Annotated in this window: 22 protein-coding genes; 16 read left to right on the plus strand and 6 right to left on the minus strand. The window is 71.0% G+C overall.

The genetic code is table 11. The annotated features are described in order from the left end of the window. Positions 1–120: 120 nt before the first annotated feature. Both ACFYVR_RS06465 and ACFYVR_RS06470 read left to right on the plus strand, forming a co-directional pair. Positions 121–555: an HIT family protein gene (locus tag ACFYVR_RS06465; protein WP_387470866.1), complete on the plus strand. Its 435-nt coding sequence runs from the start codon at positions 121–123 to the stop codon at positions 553–555. 74 nt (positions 556–629) lie between these two features. Then, entirely contained in the window at positions 630–1,310 is a 681-nt protein-coding gene (locus tag ACFYVR_RS06470) for a PaaI family thioesterase (RefSeq protein WP_387470868.1), read from the plus strand. Positions 1,311–1,317: 7 nt separating this feature from the next. Here ACFYVR_RS06470 and ACFYVR_RS06475 read toward each other — a convergent pair whose 3' ends face one another. Next, complete coding sequence (locus tag ACFYVR_RS06475) at positions 1,318–1,641, minus strand: SelT/SelW/SelH family protein (protein WP_387470870.1); 324 nt, start codon at positions 1,639–1,641, stop codon at positions 1,318–1,320. A 103-nt stretch (positions 1,642–1,744) separates the two neighbouring features. Here ACFYVR_RS06475 and ACFYVR_RS06480 point away from each other — a divergent pair, with 103 nt between their 5' ends. Further along, entirely contained in the window at positions 1,745–2,629 is an 885-nt protein-coding gene (locus ACFYVR_RS06480) for a phosphoribosylaminoimidazolesuccinocarboxamide synthase (protein ID WP_387470872.1), read from the plus strand. A gap of 7 nt (positions 2,630–2,636) precedes the next feature. Continuing rightward, positions 2,637–4,757, plus strand: coding sequence for a S9 family peptidase (locus ACFYVR_RS06485; protein WP_387470874.1), 2,121 nt, complete (start codon positions 2,637–2,639; stop codon positions 4,755–4,757). A gap of 50 nt (positions 4,758–4,807) precedes the next feature. Here the strand turns inward: ACFYVR_RS06485 and ACFYVR_RS06490 are convergent, their stop codons facing one another. Both ACFYVR_RS06490 and ACFYVR_RS06495 read right to left on the minus strand, forming a co-directional pair. Further along, on the minus strand, positions 4,808–5,497 hold the full coding sequence (locus tag ACFYVR_RS06490) for a response regulator (RefSeq protein ID WP_387470876.1): 690 nt from the start codon (positions 5,495–5,497) through the stop codon (positions 4,808–4,810). After that, positions 5,494–7,089 (minus strand): ATP-binding protein, encoded by a 1,596-nt coding sequence (locus ACFYVR_RS06495; protein ID WP_387470878.1) that lies wholly within the window; start codon positions 7,087–7,089, stop codon positions 5,494–5,496. Before ACFYVR_RS06495 ends, ACFYVR_RS06490 begins: the two co-directional genes overlap by 4 nt. A gap of 135 nt (positions 7,090–7,224) precedes the next feature. On the opposite strand from ACFYVR_RS06495, the gene ACFYVR_RS06500 reads away from it, so the two are divergent. The 3 genes from ACFYVR_RS06500 to ACFYVR_RS06510 all read left to right on the plus strand — a co-directional run bounded on the left by ACFYVR_RS06500 (position 7,225) and on the right by ACFYVR_RS06510 (position 9,915). Further along, entirely contained in the window at positions 7,225–8,622 is a 1,398-nt protein-coding gene (locus tag ACFYVR_RS06500; protein ID WP_387470880.1) for a cation:dicarboxylate symporter family transporter, read from the plus strand. Next, a complete protein-coding gene (locus tag ACFYVR_RS06505) occupies positions 8,619–9,110 on the plus strand; it encodes a glutathione peroxidase (protein ID WP_387470882.1) in 492 nt (163 codons plus the stop codon). The genes ACFYVR_RS06500 and ACFYVR_RS06505 overlap by 4 nt, the downstream gene beginning before the upstream one ends. A 100-nt stretch (positions 9,111–9,210) precedes the next feature. Further along, positions 9,211–9,915, plus strand: a complete 705-nt coding sequence (locus ACFYVR_RS06510) for a DUF2334 domain-containing protein (protein ID WP_387470884.1) — start codon at positions 9,211–9,213, stop codon at positions 9,913–9,915. Positions 9,916–9,928: 13 nt separating this feature from the next. Here ACFYVR_RS06510 and ACFYVR_RS06515 read toward each other — a convergent pair whose 3' ends face one another. Beyond that, positions 9,929–10,516, minus strand: a complete 588-nt coding sequence (locus tag ACFYVR_RS06515; RefSeq protein ID WP_387470886.1) for a TetR/AcrR family transcriptional regulator — start codon at positions 10,514–10,516, stop codon at positions 9,929–9,931. 49 nt (positions 10,517–10,565) lie between these two features. Further along, entirely contained in the window at positions 10,566–11,210 is a 645-nt protein-coding gene (locus ACFYVR_RS06520) for an MBL fold metallo-hydrolase (RefSeq protein ID WP_387470888.1), read from the minus strand. A gap of 150 nt (positions 11,211–11,360) precedes the next feature. Here ACFYVR_RS06520 and purS point away from each other — a divergent pair, with 150 nt between their 5' ends. The 5 genes from purS to ACFYVR_RS06545 all read left to right on the plus strand — a co-directional run bounded on the left by purS (position 11,361) and on the right by ACFYVR_RS06545 (position 15,066). Next, positions 11,361–11,597, plus strand: a complete 237-nt coding sequence (gene purS / locus ACFYVR_RS06525; protein ID WP_387471194.1) for a phosphoribosylformylglycinamidine synthase subunit PurS — start codon at positions 11,361–11,363, stop codon at positions 11,595–11,597. Further along, positions 11,594–12,271, plus strand: a complete 678-nt coding sequence (gene purQ / locus ACFYVR_RS06530; protein WP_387470890.1) for a phosphoribosylformylglycinamidine synthase subunit PurQ — start codon at positions 11,594–11,596, stop codon at positions 12,269–12,271. The genes purS and purQ overlap by 4 nt, the downstream gene beginning before the upstream one ends. 124 nt (positions 12,272–12,395) lie before the next feature. After that, complete coding sequence (locus ACFYVR_RS06535; RefSeq protein ID WP_387470892.1) at positions 12,396–13,502, plus strand: dihydrodipicolinate reductase; 1,107 nt, start codon at positions 12,396–12,398, stop codon at positions 13,500–13,502. Next, positions 13,499–14,590: a dihydrodipicolinate reductase gene (locus ACFYVR_RS06540; RefSeq protein ID WP_387470894.1), complete on the plus strand. Its 1,092-nt coding sequence runs from the start codon at positions 13,499–13,501 to the stop codon at positions 14,588–14,590. The genes ACFYVR_RS06535 and ACFYVR_RS06540 overlap by 4 nt, the downstream gene beginning before the upstream one ends. Beyond that, positions 14,587–15,066 (plus strand): carboxymuconolactone decarboxylase family protein, encoded by a 480-nt coding sequence (locus tag ACFYVR_RS06545; protein WP_387470896.1) that lies wholly within the window; start codon positions 14,587–14,589, stop codon positions 15,064–15,066. Before ACFYVR_RS06540 ends, ACFYVR_RS06545 begins: the two co-directional genes overlap by 4 nt. Here ACFYVR_RS06545 and ACFYVR_RS06550 read toward each other — a convergent pair. Continuing rightward, a complete protein-coding gene (locus ACFYVR_RS06550; protein WP_387470898.1) occupies positions 15,021–16,016 on the minus strand; it encodes a Dyp-type peroxidase in 996 nt (331 codons plus the stop codon). The genes ACFYVR_RS06545 and ACFYVR_RS06550 overlap by 46 nt on opposite strands. A gap of 58 nt (positions 16,017–16,074) precedes the next feature. Between ACFYVR_RS06550 and ACFYVR_RS06555 the strand changes: the two genes are divergently transcribed. From ACFYVR_RS06555 to purL, 4 genes are all read left to right on the plus strand, one after another. After that, complete coding sequence (locus ACFYVR_RS06555) at positions 16,075–17,379, plus strand: M18 family aminopeptidase (protein ID WP_387470900.1); 1,305 nt, start codon at positions 16,075–16,077, stop codon at positions 17,377–17,379. Between the two features lie 122 nt (positions 17,380–17,501). Continuing rightward, on the plus strand, positions 17,502–18,974 hold the full coding sequence (locus ACFYVR_RS06560) for a DUF4185 domain-containing protein (RefSeq protein WP_387471196.1): 1,473 nt from the start codon (positions 17,502–17,504) through the stop codon (positions 18,972–18,974). Positions 18,975–19,044: 70 nt separating this feature from the next. Continuing rightward, on the plus strand, positions 19,045–19,968 hold the full coding sequence (locus ACFYVR_RS06565) for an MFS transporter (protein WP_387470902.1): 924 nt from the start codon (positions 19,045–19,047) through the stop codon (positions 19,966–19,968). Between the two features lie 117 nt (positions 19,969–20,085). Continuing rightward, positions 20,086–22,365, plus strand: coding sequence for a phosphoribosylformylglycinamidine synthase subunit PurL (purL, locus tag ACFYVR_RS06570; RefSeq protein WP_387470904.1), 2,280 nt, complete (start codon positions 20,086–20,088; stop codon positions 22,363–22,365). Positions 22,366–22,430 lie beyond the last annotated feature (65 nt).

Below are 22,430 nucleotides of genomic sequence, written 5' to 3' on the forward strand. Positions count from 1 at the left end.
GGGGCCGCGGCCGGGGGGGGGGGGGGGGGGGCCCGGGGGGGGGGGGGGGGGGGCGGGGGGGGGGGGGGGCCGGGGGGGGCCCCCCCCCCCCCCCCCCCCACCACTGCGCATAATGCACCGATGCACTGCGTCTTCTGCGCGATCGTCGCCCGCACCGCGGAGTCCAGCATCGTCCACGAGGACGAGCACACCCTCGCCTTCATGGACATCCGGCCCTTCACACCCGGCCACCTGCTGGTGGTGCCGAAGGTCCACGCGTCCGGTCTCGCCGACCTCGACCCCGAGGACGGACGCCGGGTGTTCGCGGTGGGGCAGGCGATCGCGACCGCGCTGCGCGTACCCGACGACCTCGGGGACGGTCCGCGGGCGGACGGAGTGAACCTCTTCCTCGCCGACGGGGTCGCGGCGGGCCAGGAGGTGTTCCACGTGCACCTGCACGTGGTTCCGCGCACCGCCGGAGACGGCTTCGGCCTGCGCGGCAGGCCCACCTCGCCGCGCCGCGACGACCTGGACTGGCTCGCCGGCACGATCCGGCGCCGGCTGACGGTGTTCTGAGGGGCGAATGTGCACCGTGCACCCGTCTGTAGGGTGCAGGGGCAGTGAAGTGTTCGACCCCGAGTGAGGCACCCGTGACCGATGCGACGACCGACCCGCAGTTGCTCTACGTCCAGGACCGACTGTCCGACGAGGAGATCCAGCGCGAGGCCGACCTGTACGGTCCGCTGACCCAGAGCGTGCGCGGGCTGATCGCCGCCACCCTGCAGACCGAGGTCGGGGACGCGGACGTGCGGCGCGCACGGGCACTGATCGAGGAGGCGGCCTCGCTGCTCCAGGGGCAGGCGATCCCCGGCCCGTACGGCGTCCGGTGGGGTGCGTCCGGCTGGATGCGGGACTGGGGCAACGCGGCGGCCGGACTGCGCAACGCGGTCGCCCCGCCGCTCGAGATGCAGTACGACCAGAACGGTCGGACGTGGGTCGACTTCCATCTCGGACCGCAGTACGAGGGGCCGGCCGGCCTGACGCACGGTGGCGTGTCCGCCCTCGTCCTCGACCAGGTGCTCGGGGACGCCGCCCGAGCGTCGGGTCACCCCGGGATGACGGGCACCCTGACGCTGCGCTACCGGCGACCCACGCCGCTCGGCGACCTGCACGCGGAGGCCCGGCTCGACCGCGTCGAGGGCGTCAAGACGATCGTGACCGGCCATATCGCGGACGCCGGTGGCGTCTGCGTCGAGGCCGAGGGCATCTTCATCCTGCCGCGCTGGGCTCGAGAGGCCGCGGCGGAGCACGCCCGCGTGACCGCCGGCTGAGTCGTCGTCAGGACTCCGGCAATCCCGTCGCGGGCCGTCCCGTCCGCGGGTCCCGAGGCCGGTCGGCGTGCCCGAGGTCCCGGTCCGGGGCGACGACGTCGCGAACCCGCTGCTTGAGCGTCTTCGCGTCGGGAAACCCGCCGTCGACGGTGCGATCCCACACCGGGGTGCCGTCCACCTCCACCCGGAACACCCCACCGGTGCCGGGCGCGAGCGCGACCTCGGCGAGGTCGGTGCCGAACGTGCTGAGCAGCTCCTGCGCCATCCACGCCGCCCGCAGCAGCCACTGGCATTGCGTGCAGTAGGTGATCCGTACCCGGGGTGACGACATGGACGCAAGCCTGCCGCATCGGTGACCGGCGCGTGCACCGGGATCGACACCGGTCTTCGTTGCCGTCCGATCGGGTACCGGGCGGACCCGATAGGGTTGACCGGTGCGCCCATCACTTTCCGACTACGCCCACCTGGCCGGCGGCAAGGTCCGCGACCTGTACATCGTCGACGACCAGCACCTGCTGCTGGTCGCCAGCGACCGGATCTCCGCCTACGACCACATCCTGAGCACCCCGATCCCCGACAAGGGACGGGTGCTGACGGCGATGAGCGTGTACTTCTTCGAGGTGCTCGGCGGGCACAACCACCTCGCCGGGGCGCCCGACGACGAACGCATCCCCGCGGACGTGCTCGGCCGCGCGCTGATCGTCAAGAAGCTGGACATGGTGCCCGTCGAGTGCGTCGCCCGCGGCTACCTGACCGGGTCCGGGCTGGCGGACTACCAACGCACCGGTGCGGTGTGCGGGGTGGAGTTGCCCGCCGGGCTCGTCGAGGCGTCGCAGCTGCCGGAGCCGATCTTCACCCCCGCGACCAAGGCCGCACTCGGCGACCACGACGAGAACGTCGACTTCGCGACGGTCGTCGACCAGCTCGGTCAGGACCTCGCCTTCAAGCTGCGCGCGGACACCCTCGACATCTACACGCGCGCCGCGATATACGCGTCGGAGCGGGGAATCATCCTGGCGGACACCAAGTTCGAGTTCGGACTCGACGCCCAGGGCAATCTGGTGCTCGCCGACGAGGTGCTCACCCCCGACTCGTCGCGGTACTGGCCGGCCGACGGCTACGAGGCGGGCCGGGTGCAGCCGAGCTTCGACAAGCAGTTCGTCCGCAACTGGCTCACCGGGCCGGAGTCGGGCTGGGACCGGGCCTCGGACACCCCGCCTCCGCCGCTCCCTCAGGAGATCGTGGAGTCGACCCGCGCCCGCTACATCGAAGCCTACGAGCGCATCTCCGGGCTCTCGTTCGACGACTGGATCGGGTGACCCCCACATGAGCTCGCCCGTCAGCGCGGCCCCGGTCGCCAAGAAGGTTCCGCACGAGCGCACGCACCACGGCGACACGTTCGTCGACAGCTACGAGTGGCTGCGCGACAAGAACGACCCGGAGGTCGTCGCGTACCTCGAGGCGGAGAACGCCTACACGCAGGAGCGGACGGAGCACCTCGGCCCGCTGCGGGAGTCGATCTTCGGCGAGATCAAGTCCCGCACCCAGGAGACCGACCTGTCGGTGCCGTCGCGGATGGGGCAGTGGTGGTACTACTCGCGCTCGTTCGAGGGCAAGCAGTACGGCATGCAGTGCCGGTGCCCGATCTCCGGGCCGGACGACTGGACGCCGCCGGTGCTGGACGCGGACACCGAGATCCCGGGGGAGCAGGTGCTGCTCGACAGCAACCAGCTCGCCGAGGGGCACGACTTCTTCGCGCTCGGGGCGATGACGGTGACGATGGACGGCACGCTGCTGGCGTACTCCGTCGACACCGCCGGCGACGAGCGGTACACGCTGCGGTTCAAGAACCTCGACACCGGTGAACCGATCGCCGACGAGATCCCGGGCACCGCGCCCGGCGCGACGTGGTCCGCGGACGGCAGGCACGTCTTCTACCTGACCGTCGACGACGCCTGGCGGCCCGACACCGTGTGGCGGCACGAACTGGGCACCGCGCAGTCCGCCGACGTGCAGGTGTTCCACGAGCCCGACGAGCGGTACTGGGTGGGGTTCGGGGCGACCCGCAGCGAGAAGTACCTGACGATCTGGATCGGGTCGAAGATCACCTCCGAGATCTGGTACCTCGAATCGGCCACTCCCGAGGGCGAATTCACGCTGGTGCTGCCCCGGGAGGAGGGCGTGGAGTACAGCGTCGAGCACGCCGTGGTCGGCGGACAGGACCGGTTCCTGATCCTGCACAACGGCGTCGTCGACGGCGTCAAGGCCGAGAACTTCACCCTCGTCGAGGCCCCGGTTTCCGACCCGACCGAGCAGCGGACCCTGATCGAGCACCGTGCCGACGTCCGTCTCGAGGAGGTCGACGCCTTCGCCGGGCACCTGGTCGTCGGGTACCGGCGCGAGGCCCTGACCCGGCTGGCGGTGTGGCCGCTGACGGACACGGGATACGGCGAACGTCGCGAGCTCGAGTTCGACGAGGAGCTGTACTCCGTCGGCACCGGCTCCAACCCCGAGTGGAACAGCCCGCTGCTGCGTCTGGGCTACACCTCGTTCATCACCCCGAGTCGGGTCTACGACTACCGGATCTCCACCGGTGAACTGGCGCTGCGCAAGCAACAGCCGGTGCTCGGCGGGTACGACCCCGCGGACTACGAGCAGCACCGCGACTGGGCGGTCGGTGAGGACGGCACCCGGGTTCCGATCTCGATCGTGCACCGGGTCGGCGTCGCGGGGCCTGCGCCGACGCTGCTGTACGGCTACGGCTCCTACGAGGCGAGCATCGACCCGGGCTTCTCGGTGGCGCGGCTGTCGCTGCTCGACCGCGGAATGGTCTTCGCCGTCGCGCACGTACGCGGCGGCGGTGAGATGGGCAGGCACTGGTACGACAACGGCAAGACGCTGACGAAGAAGAACACCTTCACCGACTTCGTCTCCTGCGCACGGCATCTGATCGATTCGGGCCGCACGACGCCGGACACACTGATCGCCGACGGTGGCAGCGCGGGCGGGCTGCTGATGGGCGCGGTGGCGAACCTGGCGCCCGAGTTGTTCGCCGGGATCCTCGCCAACGTGCCGTTCGTCGACCCGCTCACCTCGATCCTCGACCCGTCCCTGCCGCTGACGGTCATCGAGTGGGACGAGTGGGGAAACCCCCTCGCCGACAAGGACGTCTACGAGTACATGAAGTCGTACGCGCCGTACGAGAACGTCGGCGCGCACGACTACCCGGCGATCCTGGCCATCACCAGCATCAACGACACCCGCGTCCTCTACGTGGAGCCGGCGAAATGGGTTGCGGCGCTGCGGGCCACCAAGACGGGTAACTCGCCGCTGCTGCTCAAGACGGAGATGAGCGCCGGCCACGGCGGCGTCAGCGGACGCTACGAGAAGTGGCGCGAGGTCGCGTTCGAGTACGCGTGGGTGCTCGACACGGCCGGGCTGGCCTGACGGCAGGTGCTGCGCGAGTTCGGTAGCGGGAACAATCGGGCGCGCGGCGCCTACCGCCAGCGGTAGCGCACCTGCGGGCGGCCGGCCCGGCCGTACTCGGTGTCGCGGTCGACGAGGCCGTCGTCGGCGAGCCGCTCGAGGTACCGCCACGCGGTGACCCGGGACACGCCGACGACGCCCGCGACCTCGATGGCCGTCAGGCCGGTGCCGGAGTCACGGACCGCGACGGAGATCTCGTCGAGAGTCTGCGGCGCAACCCCTTTCGGGGTGACGGCGCGGCCGTCCGTCCCGCGCAGCACGGCCATCGCGCGGTCCACCTCCCGCTGGCTCACCACCGTGTCACCGGACGGCAACGCCCGCCGGTAGTCGAGGTAGCGTTCGAGCTTGTCGCGGAACGCCGCGAAGGTGAACGGTTTGAGCAGGTACAGCACCACTCCGCGGCTCACGGCGGCGCGGACCGTCGCCATCTCCCGCGCCGACGTGATCGCGATGACGTCGGGCGTCGGGCGCAGGCCGCCGAGGGCGGCGGCGACGTCGATGCCGCTGCTGTCGGGCAGGCCGAGGTCGAGCAGGACCAGGTCGATCGGTGCGTCGGTGCCCGCCGCGGACGCGACGGCGCGCATCGCGTCCGACCCGGTGTGGACGACGCCGGAGACCGCGAATCCCGGGACCCGCTCGACGTAGCTGCGGTGCGCCTGCGCGATCAGCGGTTCGTCCTCGACGACGAGCACCCGGATCACCGGTCCTCCCTCCGCCTCGGAATGCGCACGGAAACGACTGCACCGTAGGTGGTCTCGGTGGTGACGGTGCCGCCGTGCCGCGTCACCACCTGCGTGACCAGGGCCAATCCCAGACCGTGGTGGTCGTCCTTGGTGGAGTAGCCCCGCCGAGACGCGGCGGCGAACTCGTCGGCGGTCATGCCGGGGCCGCTGTCGGCGACCCGGATGTCGAGTCCCGTGTCGTCGCCGACGACGGTCACCTCCACCCAGGGACGTTCCCGGTCGGTCGCGTCACCGGCGGCGGCATTGATGGGCTCGCCGCTCGCGGCATCGATGGCATTGTCGACGAGATTGCCGACGACGGTGAGCAGTTCACGTGCCGTCAGAGGAGCGGGGGAGGGCAGCGCGGTGTCGTCGGTGACGGTGAGGTCGACGCCGCGTTCGGTGGCCTGGTTCACCTTGCCGAGCAGCAGGGCCAACAGTGCCGGATCGTGGACCGCCTCGGTCAGCCGGTCGATGAGATGTTGGGAGAGTTCGAGTTCCGCGGTGGCGAACGCGACCGCCTCGTCGGCGCGGCCGAGTTCGACCATGGTGACCACCGTGTGTAGGCGGTTCGCGGACTCGTGGGCCTGCGCGCGCAGTGACTCGGTGAACAGCCGCATCGAGTCCAGTTCCCCTGTCACGGACTGCAGTTCGGTCTGGTCGCGGAGCGTGATCACGGTGCCGATGCGGCGGCCGTCGAAGCGCACGGCGTCCTGGTTGACGACCAGGACCCGGTCACCGGTCAGGTGGATCTCGCCGCGCACCGTCGCGGAGTCGAGGTCGCGCAGTGACGGCGGCAGGTCGGCGCGGGTGACCGGCCCGTCGGGCAGGGCGAGCAGCCGCCTCGCCTCGTCGTTGACGATCTCCGCGGTGTCGGATCCGGCGCCGAAGACCAGCAGGCCCTCGTGGATCGAGTGCAGTACCGCGTCGTGGTGTTCGTAGAGGGCGCGCAGCTCGGCGGGCGCCAGCCCGAGCGTCTGGCGGCGCACCCGGCGACTCAGCAGCGCCGAGCCGAGCGCGGCGAGCGCGAGGGCGCCGGCCGTCAACACGAGCACCAGCGGCAGCCCCCGCAGGAACTGCTCGCCGATCCGTTCCCGCGTCACGCCCGCGGACACCAGTCCGACGACCTGCCCGTCGGCGTACACCGGCACGACCGAGCGGATCGACGGTCCGAGCGAGCCGTTGTAGGTCTCGGTGAAGGGCTCGCCGGCCAGGGCCCGGTCGATGGTGCCGGCGAACTGCTTGCCGATCAGCGACGTGTCCGGGTGCGTGTACCGCGTCCGGTCGGGGGCCATCACGACGATGAAGTCCATGCCCGTCGCGGCGCTGATCGCCTCCGCCTCGGGCTGCAGCACCGCGGTGGGGTCGGGGGAACGCAGTGCCTGCGCGGTCGACGCGGCGCCGGCGAGGCTTTCCGCGACCGCGATCACCTCGCGGCGGGCGGCGGCGTCGGCGTCCCGGCGTTCGTCGACGACCGCCAGTGCGCTGCCCGCGAGCACCACCACCGCCAGTACCAGCAGTTGCAGCACGAGCACCTGACGGGCGAGCGACCCGGGTCGTGACGTGCCCATCGCCGTCCGTCCTCCCGTGAACGAAATGAACGCAACCGTGACTGCGGTCGCGCGTCGTTCCACCATTCTTCCCGAGGCCCGGTGACGACGGTCACTGCCACCGAATCCACGAACGTCAGTCGAAGAGGACACGTCATGACCAACGACACGAGGCGGGACCGTACCCCGGCGGCACGCAAGCGCGACCGCACCCACTGGCTGTACATGGCGGTGATCGTCGCCGTCGTCGGCGGTGTGCTCGTCGGTTGGCTGGCACCCGAGGTCGGCAAGGACCTCGGTGTGCTCGGCACCCTGTTCATCAGCCTGATCAAGATGATGATCAGCCCGGTCATCTTCTGCACGATCGTCCTCGGCATCGGATCGGTGAAGGCCGCCGCGAAAGTCGGCAAGGTCGGCGGGCTGTCCCTCGTCTACTTCCTCGGCATGTCCACCGTCGCCCTCGGCATCGGACTGCTGGTCGGCAACCTCCTCGACCCCGGCACCGGCCTGAGCCTGAGCGCGGACGCGTCCGCCGCCGGCGCCGGTCTGGCGGAGAAGGCGCACGGCGCGGGCGGCACGATGGACTTTCTCGCGAGCATCATCCCAACCTCGCTGCTGTCGGCGCTGACCGCGGGCAGTGTCCTGCAGACGCTGTTCGTCGCGCTGCTCGTCGGGTTCGGGCTGCAGGCGATGGGGTCGCAGGGCGAACCGATCCTCCGCGGCATCGGACTCGTGCAGAAGCTGGTGTTCCGAATCCTCTCGATGATCCTGTGGCTCGCGCCGATCGGTGCGTTCGGCGCGATCGCCAGCGTCGTCGGGCAGACCGGGCTCGGGGCGGTCACCGCGCTCGGCACCCTGATGCTCGGCTTCTACATCACGTGTGTGATCTTCGTGTTCGGCGTCCTGGGCCTGCTGCTGCGCGCGGTCACCGGGTTCTCGGTGTTCAAGCTGGTCAAGTACCTGGCCCGGGAGTACCTGCTGATCTTCGCGACGTCGTCGTCGGAGTCCGCGCTGCCGCGGCTGATCGCCAAGATGGAGCACCTCGGCGTACAGCGGGCCACCGTCGGCATCGTGGTGCCGACCGGGTACTCGTTCAACCTCGACGGCACGGCGATCTACCTGACGATGGCGTCGATCTTCGTCGCCGACGCCATGGACATGCCGCTCACGCTGACCGAGCAGCTGTCGCTGCTGGTGTTCATGATCATTGCGTCCAAGGGCGCCGCTGGCGTCAGTGGTGCCGGCCTGGCCACCCTCGCCGGGGGCCTGCAGAGCCACCGTCCCGAACTGCTCGACGGTGTCGGCCTGATCGTCGGCATCGACCGGTTCATGTCCGAGGCCCGCGCCGTCACCAACTTCTCCGGCAACGCCATCGCGACACTGCTGATCGGCACCTGGACCGGCACCGTCGACCGCGTCCGGGTGCGGGAGGTGCTCTCGGGCAGCCGGCCGTTCGACGAGGCGGCGATGGTCGACGACCATCTCCCCGAGGACGAGCACCCGGACTCTGACAGGGCTGCTGCCCCGGCGGCTCCCGTACTGTCGGCGTCATGACGAACCCACAGCTGCAGGACATCGAGATCAACACCCTCGGCGGCGTCCCCACCACTCTCGGCGCGTACGACGGCAAGGTCGTGCTGCTGGTCAACGTCGCCTCGAAGTGCGGCCTGACCCCGCAGTACACGGCCCTCGAGAAGCTGGCGACCGAGTACGCCGACCGCGGACTGACCGTCATCGGGGTGCCCTGCAACCAGTTCCGGGGCCAGGAGCCCGGCACCGCCGAGGAGATCCAGACGTTCTGCTCGACCAACTACGGCGTCACCTTCCCGCTGCTGGAGAAGATCGAGGTCAACGGTGAGGGCCGGCATCCGCTGTACGCCCAGCTCACCCAGACCGCCGACGCCGACGGCGAGGCCGGTGACGTCGCGTGGAACTTCGAGAAGTTCCTCATCGGCCGCGACGGCACCGTGATCAACCGTTTCCGGTCCCGCACCGAGCCCGACGCCCCCGAGGTCGTCGCCGCCATCGAGGCCGCGCTCTGAGTGCGGCAAGCCGCAGTGGTGCACTTTCGGACCCCCGGCCGTCCGAAAGTGCACCACTGCATGTCAGCGCCCGTTCACCTTCGGGTGGGACGCTGACGGCATGGTCGCAACGCTGATCGTGTCGGTGTCGGGGATCAGGGACGAGACGCGGGAACTCGTCGCGGAGTTCGCCGACGAGATGGACCGCCGGGCAGTACCGCTGTCGCTGCTGGTGGCGCCGCGGCTCAAGGACAAGTACCGGCTCGTGCGGGACGAGCCGACCCAGGACTGGTTGCGCGGCAGACGCGAACACGGGGACGTCATCGTCCTGCACGGCTACGACCAGGCCGCCACCAAGAAGCGCCGAGCCGAGTTCGCGGCCCTGCCCCAGCACGAGGCGACGCTGCGGCTGCTCGCCGCGGACCGGGTGATGGAGGAGGCAGGACTGCGCACCCGCGCGTTCGCCGCACCGCGCTGGCTCGTCTCTCCCGGGGCGGTGACCGCGCTGCCGCGAACGGGATTCCGGTTGCTCGCCGGCGCCACCGGCATCCACGATCTCGACCGCGGCACCGTCGTCCGCGCCCGGGTGCTCGGCATCGGGGAGGGCTTCCGCGCCGAACCGTGGTGGTGCCGGGCACTGGTACTCGGCGCAGGACGCACCGCACGCCGCGGCGGCACCGTCCGGCTGGCGGTCTCGGCGAAGCAACTCGCGCAGCCCGGACCGCGCCAGGCGATGCTGGACGCGGTGGACCTGGCGCTGCACCACGAAGCGCGCGTGGACACCTACCGCTGGAAGCCTCGGCGCGGCGGCCTCGAAGTGGCCTGACCGCACGCCGCGGTCACGGGGCCAGGGAGTCGAGGTGGTCCGTGACCACCTTCAGGGCGCTGTCCGGGGTGTCGGGTTCGCCGAGCAACGAGTGCAGCGCGGCGCCGTCGACCAGCGCGTGCAGGCGCACCGCCTCCAACTCGATGTCCAGGTGTGGCGCCACCAGCCCCTTCCGGGAGAGGTACTCCAGCAGCCCCACGTACGCCTGCCGCGTCTCCCGCTGCGCCTGGCGGGTGAGCTCCTGGACCGCGGGATGCGACGGCGCCTCGGTGGTCAGCGAGAGGATGACGATCAACTGTGTGCGGCGAACCTCGTCCAGGGGCAACACCTCGGACAGCATCGCCAACGCCCGCTCGCGCGGGTCGGCGATCGCCACGTGCGCGCGGACCCGGATTCCGAGCCGTGCGTGCACCAGCTGCATCGAGTACGCGAGGAGGTCGGTCTTGGTGGCGAACATGTGCCGCAGCGACCCGGTCGACAGGTTCGCCTCCGCGGCCACGTCGCGCACGGACACCCCGCTCATGCCGTCGCGCATGATGAGGCGCCAGACCGCCTCGGCGATCTCCTGTCGCCTCTGATCGTGGTCGAGCACCTTCGGCACACAGCGATGCTAGCGCGGTCGCGGTGGTGCAGGTCGCAACGGGATCGCGTCACACCTCGACCGAGGTCTCCGTCTGCAGTACCCGGAACTCGGTGCCCGCCGGAGCCATCTCGGAGTAGCGGCCGTAGAAGATGCCGGTGGCCTCGTTCGCGAGGATCGCCTGGTGGATCGGTACCGCCACCCGCGGCGCGACGGCACGCAGGTAGTCCACCGCCTCCGAGATCTTCAGCCACGGCGCCGCCGCGGGCAGCGCGAGCACGTCGACCTTCTCGTACGGGATGTAGAGCGAGTCGCCCGGATGCAGCAGCCGCGCCGGGTTCTCGTCGTCGCCGACCAGGAACGCCGTGTTGTCGATGACCGCGAGGTCGGGGTGGATCACCGCGTGCCTGCCGCCGGTGCCGCGCAGATGGACCCGCCCGACGTCGAACGCGTCGCCCGGACGCACCGCGTTCCAGTCGCCGCCGAGCTGGGCGGCGGTCTGCGGGTCGGCGTACAGCGCCGCCCCGGGGTTCGCCTCCACCAGAGCCGGCAGTCGCGCCGGGTCCGCGTGGTCGGGGTGCTGGTGGGTGATCGCGATCGCGTCCAGGCCGGTGATGCCCTCGAAGCCGTGCGAGAAGTTGCCCGGATCGAACAGGATCCTGGCGCCGAGGTGTTCGACGAGGACGCAGGAATGGCCGAAGTGGGTGAGCTGCATGCCACGAGAGTATGCGCTGGTTCACACCGACGCAGGGGCCCGCGTCGCGGAGGTCGGGTGGTGCGGACCGAACGCGGGCGGACCGGTAAACTGCGGGTGCCCGGCGTGATTCTCCCGGGCGATACCGGAGCACCAAGCGAGGAGCAGCACGTGGCCCGTGTCGTTGTCGAAGTCATGCCCAAGACCGAGATTCTCGATCCCCAGGGGCAGGCCATCGTCGGGGCGCTGTCCCGGCTGGGCTTCGCTGGCGTGTCCGACGTCCGCCAGGGCAAGCGTTTCGAACTCGAGATCGACGGCAGCGTCGAGGACGCCGAGCTCGAGAAGATCGCCGAAGGCCTGCTCGCCAACACGGTGATCGAGGACTGGAAGGTGGTCCGCGTCCAGTGAGTGCCCGGATCGGAGTCATCACGTTCCCCGGCACCCTCGACGACGTCGACGCCGCACGAGCGGTGACCCTCGCCGGCGGCGAGGCGGTCAGCCTCTGGCACGGCGACGCGGACCTCAAGGGCGTCGACGCCGTCATCGTTCCCGGCGGCTTCTCCTACGGCGACTACCTGCGCTGCGGCGCGATCGCCCGGTTCGCACCCGTGATGGGCAAGGTCGTCGAGGCGGCGAAGGGCGGCATGCCGGTCCTCGGCATCTGCAACGGCTTCCAGGTTCTGTGCGAGGCCGGCCTGCTCCCCGGTGCGCTGACCCGCAACGAGGGCCTGCACTTCATCTGCCGTGACGAGTGGCTGAAGGTCGAGTCCACCTCGACGGCGTGGACCACGCGCTACGAGTCGGGCGCCGAGATCCTCATCCCGCTGAAGTCGGGTGAGGGCCGCTACCAGGCCTCGCAGCAGGTGCTCGACGAGCTCGAGGGGGAGGGGCGCGTCGTGTTCCGCTACGCGGGCGACAACCCGAACGGCTCGCAGCGCGGCATCGCGGGCATCGCCTCCGCGAACGGTCGCGTCGTCGGCCTGATGCCGCACCCCGAGCACGCCACCGAAGCGCTCACCGGTCCGAGCGACGACGGCCTCGGCATGTTCTACTCCGTGCTCGAGAGCGTCGTCACCGCCTGACGCCACCGACACGACAGGGCCCCGGAGATCACGGTCTCCGGGGCTTCTTCGTGCCGCGCGGGCTTCGGGGCGGGCGGTCGGCGCACGCTGCGCCGATCCACCCCCGTTTTGCTACCGTCCGCCCATGATCTCGACCATCGTGTGGGGTTGCGGCGGCATCGCGCGCGACGCGATCCGGGCCGTCGACGCGCACCCGGCGTTGGAGCTGACCGCCGTCCTCGTCACGGACCCGGACCGGGTCGGCCGCGATGCGGGTGATCTCGCGGAACTGGACCGCGCGCTCGGTGTCGTCGCCACCGACGACAGCGCGGTGGTGTTCGCGGACCGGCCCCGGGCGGTGGTCTACGCGGGATCGGGGCGAACCCGGTCCGTGGACGCGCGCGCCGATGTCCTCGCGGCACTGCGCGCGGGGGCGGTGGTGGTCACCCCTCCGGTGCACCCGCTGCGCGACCACCACGACCCTCGATCCGAGTTCGCCGCCGCCGTCGCCGAGGGCGGCGGGTCGCTGTTCGTCGGCGACGTCGACCCCGGCTGGGCGAACCACGTGCTGCCCCTGCTGCTGCGCGGGCACGGCGCGGGTGCCACCTCGATCCGCTACCGGGAGATCGTCGACTACTCCGAATACGATCTGCCGCGCTCGGTGCGCGCCCTGATGGGGATGGGTGAACCGCTCAGCTACCGGGCGCCGATGTTCGCGCCGCGGATGCCGACGACGGTGTGGGGGGACCGGCTACGGCTGCTGGCGCGGGTACTCGGCGTCGACGTCGACGAGATCCGGGAAACCGTCGAACGGCTGGAACTCGAGGTCAGCGTCGAGACCGCGACGATGGGCAAGTTCGAGTCCGGTGGCCAGGGAGCCGTGCGGTTCGAGGTGCAGGGGTACGTCGCGGGGGAGCCCCGCGTCGTGATCGAACACATCGGCCGCATCGACCCGGACTGCGCCCCCGACTGGCCGACCGTGTCGGCCGGAGGGGCGGCGCATCAGGTGGTCGTCGAGGGCGATCCGTGGGTCGAGACGACCATCGAATCCGGACCGCGGGACGGCACCGCCGCGGCCGTCGGTCGGCTGGTCGGCGCGATCGAGGTGCTGGCGGGTCGGCCACCCGGCGTCTACGACGCGTGGGCGCTGCGCGACTGTGAGTCCTTCTGGTCCCCGGGCGGGCCGGAAGGACTCACGGGCGTGGAACCGCCACCAGAACGTGTTCCAGTTCGGTACCGTCCGAAGGCATGATCACCACGGTCGTCTGGGGCACCGGCAACGCCGGCCGCGCGGCGATCCGCGCGGTCGCCGCGCACCCCGCCCTCGACCTCACCGCCGTCCTCGTCCACAACCCCGACAAGGTCGGCCGGGACGCCGGTCGCCTCGCCGGACAGGGCCGCGACCTCGGCGTCGCGGCGACCTCCGACGTCGACGCGGTGCTCGCCGCCGGGCCCGCCGCGGTCGTCTACGCCGCGTCCGGCGACATCCGCCCCGACGAGGCCCTCGCGGACATCGTCCGGGCACTGAAGGTCGGGGCCGTCGTCGTCACCCCGGCGCTGTACGCGCTGTACGACCACCGCAGCGCGCCGCCGGAGCTGCGCGAGCCTGTCCTCGCGGCGATCGCCGAGGGCGGCGGGTCGCTGTTCGTGTCCGGCATCGACCCCGGGTGGGGCAACGACGTGCTCCCGCTGATGCTCAGCGGACTCGGCACGACCGTCGACGTGATCCGCTGCCAGGAGATCTTCGACTACTCGACCTACGACCAGCCCGACTCGGTGCGCTGGCTCGTCGGGATGGGGCAGCCGATGGACTACTCGCCGCCGATGGTTGCACCGACCGTCCCGACGATGGTGTGGGGCGGGCAGATCCGGATGATGGCCCGCGCGCTGGGCGTGGAGCTCGACGAGGTCCGCGAGACCGTCGACCGCCGTCCGCTGGAGGCCACCGTCACCACCTCGTCGATGGGCGACTTCGAGGCGGGCACGCAGGGCGCCCTCCGGTTCGAGGTCCAGGGGATCGTCGACGGTGCGCCGCGCATCGTCATCGAGCACGTCACCCGCATCCACCCGTCCTGCGCGCCCGACTGGCCGTGCCCGCCGGACGGCGGCGCCGGCGCGCACCGGGTGATCATCGAGGGTGCACCGCGCATCGAGGTCAGTGTCGAAGCGACCGACGAGGGAGGCAACCGGTCGGCGGGCGGCAACGCGACCGCGGTCGGGCGGCTGGTCGGTGCGATCGACTGGCTGGTCGACGCGGAGCCCGGACTCTACGACGCCCTCGACGTCCCGCTGCGCCCGGGCGTCGGCAAGCTCACGACATCGGAAAGGCTCACGACATGATCATCGACGTCCCCGACGGCAAGGACCCGATCGGCTACGTGTGGGGTGAGATGGTCCCCGGTATCGGGATCCCCGCCTCGCAGTTCTCGCTGTCCGTGTACGAGCACTCGACCATCGACCTGCGCGCGTTCGAGGCCGCCCGGTTGCGGATCGCGCAGATCAACGGCTGCATCTTCTGTCAGGACTGGCGCACCGAACGCGACGGCGCCAAGGTCGAGTCCGGTTTCGACGAGGCCGTCGAGAAGTGGCGCACCACAGACGCATTCGACGACCGCACCCGCCTCGCCGCCGAGTACGCCGAACGGTACGCCGTGGACCACCACGGCCTCGGCGACGAGTTCTGGACGCGGATGAAGGCCCACTACACCGACGCCGAGATCGTCGAGCTGTCGATGAGCATCGGATCGTGGCTGGCGTTCGGTCGCCTCAATCACGTGCTCGGCCTCGACACCGCCTGCGTGCTGCCGGGGCACTGACCCGGCGACGGTGGCCGCTCCAGGAAGGTCGCGCTCGGGGCGAAGAACGCGGTCCCGGTGACCGCGGTCGAGAAGTCAAGCAGCCGGTCGTGATTGCCGGGCGGATCGCCGACGACCATGTTCCGCAGCATCCGTTCGGTGACCGCCGGATCGCGGGAGTAGCCGATGAAGTAGGTGCCCTTCTCGCCGCCGGCGCGACCGTAGGCCAGGTTCGCCCGCACGATCTCGAGATCGGTGCCGTCGGCGTCGGTGATCGACGTCAGCGCGGTGTGGGAGTTCGCCGGACGGACCGCGGGTGGCATCTCGGTGTCGTCGGGTTTCGTTCGCCCGACAACCCTCTCCTGCTCCGCGACCGGCAGTGCCTCCCACGCTGCGAGGTCGTGGACGTACCGCTGCACGTGGACGTACGAGCCGCCCGCGAAGGGCGGATCCTCGTCGCCGACCGTCACCGCGGCGAGCGCGGCGCGTCCGGTGGGGTTGCCCGTTCCGTCGACGAACCCGATCAGGTCCCGGCTCTCGAGGTACCGGAAGCCGTGCACCTCCTCGACCACGGTCGCGGCGCCGGCGAGCCGTTGCGTGATCCGGTGTGCGAGTTCGAAACACGCGTCGTGGCTCATCGCGCGAATGTGGAACAGCAGATCCCCCGGTGTGGCCGGGGCGACGTGCCGGGCGCCGCGGACCTCGCGGAACGGACGCAGCTGTGCCGGCCGCGGACCTGGGAACAGGCGGTCCCAGGCGTCGGAGCCGACCGCGACCACGAGCTCGAGCCCCGCGCCGGGAACGCGCAGCGCCACCGACCGCGCGAGGCCCGAGGCGTCCGCGAGGACCTGCCGGGTGACCGGGTCGCCGCCCTCGGTGATCGCGGCGACCAGGAAGATCGCCGCGGGACTCTGCTCGCCGATCACCGGTTGGGGCTGGGGAGCGGGTGCGGCGGGTCGGGGCTCGGTCACTGCCGACACGGTAACCGAGCGGGCCGCATCGGCCCCGGTCGGTTCTAGGATCGCGGGCATGCCCACGAACTTCCCGGACGACCAGCAGACCGACGCCACCGCCGCCGGCCTGTGCTCCTTCGTCGACGCGTCGCCCTCGCCGTTCCACGTGTGCGCGACGGTCGCCGGTGACCTGACCGCGGCCGGGTTCGTCGAACTGAACGAGACCGACCACTGGCCGTCCGCGCCGGGCCGCTTCTTCCTGGTGCGGGGCGGGTCGCTGGTCGCGTGGAGCACCGAGGGCGCGGGTCGCGAGGCGGCGCCGTTCCGGATCGTCGGCGGGCACACCGACAGCCCGAACCTGCGGGTCAAGCAGCACCCCGACCGCGAGTCGGCGGGCTGGCAGATGGTCGGCCTCGAACCGTACGGCGGGGCGTGGCTGAACTCGTGGCTCGACCGCGACCTCGGGATCTCCGGGCGGCTCAGCATTCGTGACGGAAACTCGGTGCAGGACAAGTTGATTCGCGTCGACCGCCCGATCCTGCGGGTGCCGCAGCTGGCGATCCACCTGTCCGAGGACCGCAAGGGCGTCGCCCTCGACCCGCAGCGGCACGTCAACGCGATCTGGGGGGTCGGGACCTCGCCGCGCAGCTTCCTCGGGTTCCTCGCCGGCGAGGCCGGGGTCGACGCAGACGCGGTGCTCGGCTGGGAACTGATGACCCACGACCTCGCGCCGAGCGCCGTGGTCGGGCTGCGCGACGAGCTGGTGTCCGCGCCGCGGCTCGACAACCAGGGCACCTGCTACGCGGGCAGTCGTGCGCTGCTCGCCGCCGTCGACGATCCGGGTGAGGCGATCCCCGTGCTGGTGCTGTTCGACCACGAGGAGGTCGGCTCCATGTCGGATCGCGGCGCCTTCTCCGACCTGCTGAACTCGGTGCTCGAACGAATCGTGCTCGCCCGCGGCGGGGGGCGGGAGGACTTCCTGCGGACCATGGCGGGGTCGGTGTGCGCGTCCGGGGACATGGCCCACGCGACTCACCCGAACTACCCGGACCGGCACGAGCCGGCGCACCGGATCGAGGTGGGCGGCGGACCGGTGCTCAAGGTCAACCAGAACCTGCGCTACGCGACCGACGCCGCCGGGGCCGGCGAGTTCGCCCTGGCCTGCGACCGCGCCGGGGTGCCGCTGCAGCGGTACGTGCACCGCGCGGATCTGCCGTGCGGATCGACCATCGGTCCGATCACGGCGTCGCGGACCGGGCTGTCGACCGTGGACGTCGGTGCTCCGCAGCTGGCCATGCACTCGGCGCGGGAGCTGATGGGTGCCGCCGACGTCCCCTCCTACGCCGCGGCGCTCGCGGCGTTCCTCACGCCGCAGGAGTGACGACCCCGGGCCCACGCGATCGATGACAATTTCCCCATTGGGAACGGCAGTCACTCGCGTCTCGTGATTGTCTGGTTCGGCATGGATGCGACTTCGTCGGGGAGAGGACATCTGCCGTGCGGCTGACACACGAGACGACGAGCCGGAGACGAGCCGGGCGCACGCCCGGGCGAACACGAGCCGCGGTCGCCGCGACCGCCGTCGCGGTGGTGCTCGCCGCGACCGGCGCGGCCCCCGCCGCAGCGCAGTCGTTCGGCTCGTCGGGCTCGTCGGACCCGGGGTCCTCGGGCTCCTCCGACTCCTCCGGCTCCTCCGACTCCTCCGGCTCCTCCGGCTCCTCCGGCTCCTCGGGGTCGTTCGGGTCGTCGGCGCCCGGCGGGCCGTGCGGACAGTCGTCCGGCAGCAGCGGCAGCGTGACCGGTTCGATCGGTCGGGCACTGCCGTGGCTGACCGGCTCGCCGGACGGTGCGCTGCCCCAGTTGACCGGCCGGACGCAGGCCGTCGAGATGGTCACCGGGCCGGGCAGCCCCAACGACACCATCGAGCGGTTCAGCGTCTCCGGCACCGATCTGGGCATCATGTGGGACAACGACAACGCCGGCGGCGTGCACCAGACGATGATGGCCTTCGGTGACACCGTCGGGGACTGCGACACCGACGGCGACGACTGGCGGTCCAACGTCCTGTTCCGCAGCGCCGACACCACTCTCGCCGACGGCATGCGGATCGACAGCTCACCGCTGGACGCCCCGAACCATTCCAAGGAGATCATCCCCGGCTTCGGGATCCCCGGTGAGTACACCGTCATCCCGACCGCCGGGGTCGCGGTCGGCGGCGTGCAGTACATCCGCGTCATGGGCGTGCAGTCGTGGGACACCCCCGGCAACTGGACGACGCTGTACTCGGCGTTGGCGTCGTCCACCGACAACGGCGAGAACTGGACGCTGGACCCGTTGACGGTCCGCGCCAACGTCGCGAACGTCGGCATCCCCGGGATCCCGCAGTTCGACCCCGCCAACGCGAACTTCCAGCAGAGCGCGTTCGTCAAGGAGGGCGGCTTCGTCTACGAGTTCGGCACCCCGTCCGGGCGCAGCGGCAGCGCACTGCTGGCGCGGGTCCCCGAGGCGCAGATCGGTGCCCTGACCGCCTACGAGTACTGGACCGGCTCGGCGTGGGTGCCCGACCTGTCGGCGGCGGTCCCGGTGATCGACTCGCCGGTCAGCGAACTGTCGGTGCAGTGGAACGCCTACCTGAACAAGTACGTCGCGATGTTCACCGACCACACCAACTCGATCGTGATCCGGCAGGCCGACCGGCTCGAGGGCCCGTGGTCCGGCACCCAGACCATCCTGTCCGGACAGCTGGTGCCGTCCCTGTACGGCGGGTTCATGCACCCGTGGAGCAGCGGCCGCTACCTCGAGTTCGTCGGCACCACCTGGGACCGCTACAACGTCACCTACTACCGAACCGACCTGAACGGGCTGCAGATGGCCGCGCAGGACCAGGCGAACCGGCCCGATCCCGCGACCACCGGTGAGGCGCAGCGCGTCGGCACCGAGTTCCCCGAGGAGCAGGAGCCGACGACGGGGCAGTGACGTTGCGCCACCGGTGACGCACCACCCTCGGTTCGGCGGGAAACCGGGCGGACCGAGGCAGGATCAGCGGATGGACTCCACACGTCGGGCAACCCGGTTCGCCGCGGGTGCGGCCCGTGGCCGGCTGTCGTCGTTGTGGCAGCTGGCCATCGTGCTCGGGATCTTCCTCGGCCTCGTCGCGGACTACGCGCTGCGCAGCCGGGCGGGTGCCGCGGACGCCGAACTTCTCTGGGGCGGCTCGGCGTGGCGGTGGATGTTCGTGGTGATCGCGCTGGCCGCGGCGGTCCAGGTGCTGATCGCGCTGCGCCTGCCGGAGCCGGTACGCAGCCACGATCGCGAGCCCACCGGCGGCTTCGCGGCGTTGCGTGGCACCCTGCTCGGCCTGAAACCGATCGTCTGGGTCGGCGTCGTGGTCGCGGCGTTGCAGCAGCTCGTCGGGATCAACGTGATCTTCTTCTACTCGACCACCCTGTGGAAGTCCGTCGGGTTCTCCGAGGACGACGCGTTCACCACCAGCGTCCTCACCGCGCTGGTGAACATCGCGGCCACGGTCGTCGCGATCGGGCTCGTCGACCGGCTGGGACGGCGGCCGCTGCTGCTCGGGGGTGCTGCGGGCATGGCGGTCACGCTCGGCGCCCTCGCCGTGTGCTTCGCGTCGGCGACGGGGGAGGGCGACGCGGTCACCCTGCCGCAGCCCGCGGGCACCGTCGCACTCGTCGCGGCCAACCTGTTCGTCGTCGCGTTCGGTGTCAGCTGGGGACCGGTGATGTGGGTGGTGCTCGGCGAACTGTTCGACACCCGGATGCGGACGATCGCGCTGTCGCTCACCGTGACGGTGAACTGGCTGGCGAACTGGCTGGTCACCCGTACCTTCCCCGCCCTCGCGGACCTGAGTCTGCCGCTCACCTACGGCCTCTACACGGTGTTCGCCGTCGTCGCGCTCGTCTTCACCGCCCGCACGGTGCCGGAGACGAAGGGCGTCGCGCTGGCGTGACCGGGCCCACCCGCCGCCGACCAGTGCGGACCGGGTGCGCCCGCCCGGCTAGACTTTGCGCTGGCAGTGCCCTGCGCGCCTGCCCATTCGATCCTCCAGGGAAGGACCCGACTCCTCGTGTCATCGCAGGTCGATACCGTCACCCATGCCGCCGCGACCCCCGATGTGGCTCAGCCCTACCGGGAGCTGGGACTCAAGGACGACGAATACACCCGCATCCGCGAGATCCTCGGCCGGCGTCCCACCGACGCCGAGCTCGCGATGTACTCGGTGATGTGGTCCGAGCACTGCTCGTACAAGTCGTCGAAGGTGCACCTGAAGTACTTCGGCGAGACCACCACCGACGAGATGCGGTCCTCGATGCTCGCAGGTATCGGTGAGAACGCGGGCGTCGTCGACATCGGCGACGGCTGGGCGGTCACCTTCAAGGTCGAGTCCCACAACCACCCGTCGTACATCGAGCCGTACCAGGGCGCCGCGACCGGCGTCGGCGGCATCGTCCGCGACATCATGGCGATGGGCGCCCGCCCGATCGCGGTCATGGACCAGCTGCGTTTCGGTGCGGCCGACCACCCCGACACCCGACGCGTCGTCGACGGCGTGGTCCGCGGTGTCGGCGGGTACGGCAACTCCCTCGGCCTGCCCAACGTCGGCGGCGAGACCGTCTTCGACGCGTCCTACCAGGGCAACCCGCTCGTCAACGCGCTCTGCGCGGGTGCGATGCGCGTGGAGGACCTGCACCTGGCGTTCGCGTCCGGCGCGGGCAACAAGATCATCCTGTTCGGTGCCCGCACCGGACTCGACGGCATCGGCGGCGTGTCCGTGCTCGCCTCCGAGACCTTCGACGAGAGCTCGGGTGGACGACCGAAGAAGCTCCCTGCCGTGCAGGTCGGCGACCCGTTCACCGAGAAGGTGCTCATCGAGTGCTGCCTCGACCTGTACCGCGAGAAGCTGGTCGTCGGCATCCAGGACCTCGGCGGCGCCGGACTGTCCTGCGCGACGTCGGAGCTGGCCGCGGCCGGTGACGGCGGCATGCACATCAACCTCGACCGGGTCCCGATGCGCGCGAAGGGCATGACGGCCGCCGAGGTGCTCTCCAGCGAGTCCCAGGAGCGTATGTGCGCGGTGGTGACGCCGGAGAACGTCGACGAGTTCATGGCCGTCTGCAAGAGGTGGGACGTCCTGGCCACCGTCATCGGTGAGGTCACCGACGGCGAGCACCTCGTCATCGACTGGCACGGCGAGACCGTCGTCGACGCCCCCGCTCGCACCATCGCCCACGAGGGCCCGGTCTACGAGCGTCCCGTGCAGCGTCCCGACAGCCAGGACGCGCTCGTCGCGAACACCACCGCCGGCCTGTTGCGGCCCGAGACCGACGCCGAGCTCGAGGCCACCCTGCTGAAGATGGTCGGGTCGCCGCAGCTGGCCAGCCGCAAGTGGATCACCGAGCAGTACGACCGCTACGTCCGCGGCAACACCGTCCTCGCCGAGAACGCCGACGGCGGCGTCGTCCGCATCGACGAGAAGACGGGCCGCGGCATCGCCCTGGCCACCGACGCCTCCGGCCGCTACACCGCGCTGGACCCGTACACCGGCGCGCAGCTCGCGCTCGCCGAGGCGTACCGGAACGTCGCGGTCACCGGCGCCACCCCGAAGGCCGTCTCCAACTGCCTGAACTTCGGGTCGCCGGAGGATCCGGGCGTGATGTGGCAGTTCCAGCAGGCCGTTCGCGGTCTCGCCGACGGCTGCGCCCAGCTGGGCATCCCGGTCACCGGCGGCAACGTCAGCTTCTACAACCAGACCGGATCGACCGCGATCCTGCCGACCCCGGTCGTCGCCGTGCTCGGCGTGATCGACGACGTGCACCGTCGCATCCCGACCGGACTCGGCCTCGAGCCCGGCGAGACGCTGATCCTGCTCGGCGACACCCACGACGAGTTCGACGGGTCGATCTGGTCGCAGGTCGAGCACGACCACCTCGGTGGCGTCCCGCCGAAGGTCGACCTCGAGCGGGAGCGGCTGCTCGCCGACATCCTGCTCGCGGGCTCCCGAGACGGCCTGATCTCGGCCGCGCACGACCTGTCCGAGGGCGGCCTCGCGCAGGCCGTCGTCGAGGCCGCGCTCGCGGGCGAGACCGGCTGCCGGATCCTGCTGCCCGAGGGCGCCGACCCGTTCGTCACCCTGTTCTCCGAGTCGGCCGGACGTGTCCTGGTCGCGGTGCCGCGCACCGAGGAGACCCGCTTCACCGGAATGTGCACGGCACGCAACCTGCCGTGGGTGCGGATCGGTGTCGTCGACGAGGGATCCGACTCGGTCGAGGTGCAGGGCCACTTCTCCGTCACGCTCGACACGCTGCGCGCGACGTCCGAAGGAACGCTGCCTGCTTTGTTTGGATAACCATGTGACCGACCAGAAGGCAACCCCGGAACCCGGGACGGAGCAGGCATCAGCCGAACCGTCCC

The organism is Rhodococcus sp. NPDC003318, assembly GCF_042879035.1.
Lineage (GTDB): Bacteria > Actinomycetota > Actinomycetes > Mycobacteriales > Mycobacteriaceae > Rhodococcus_G.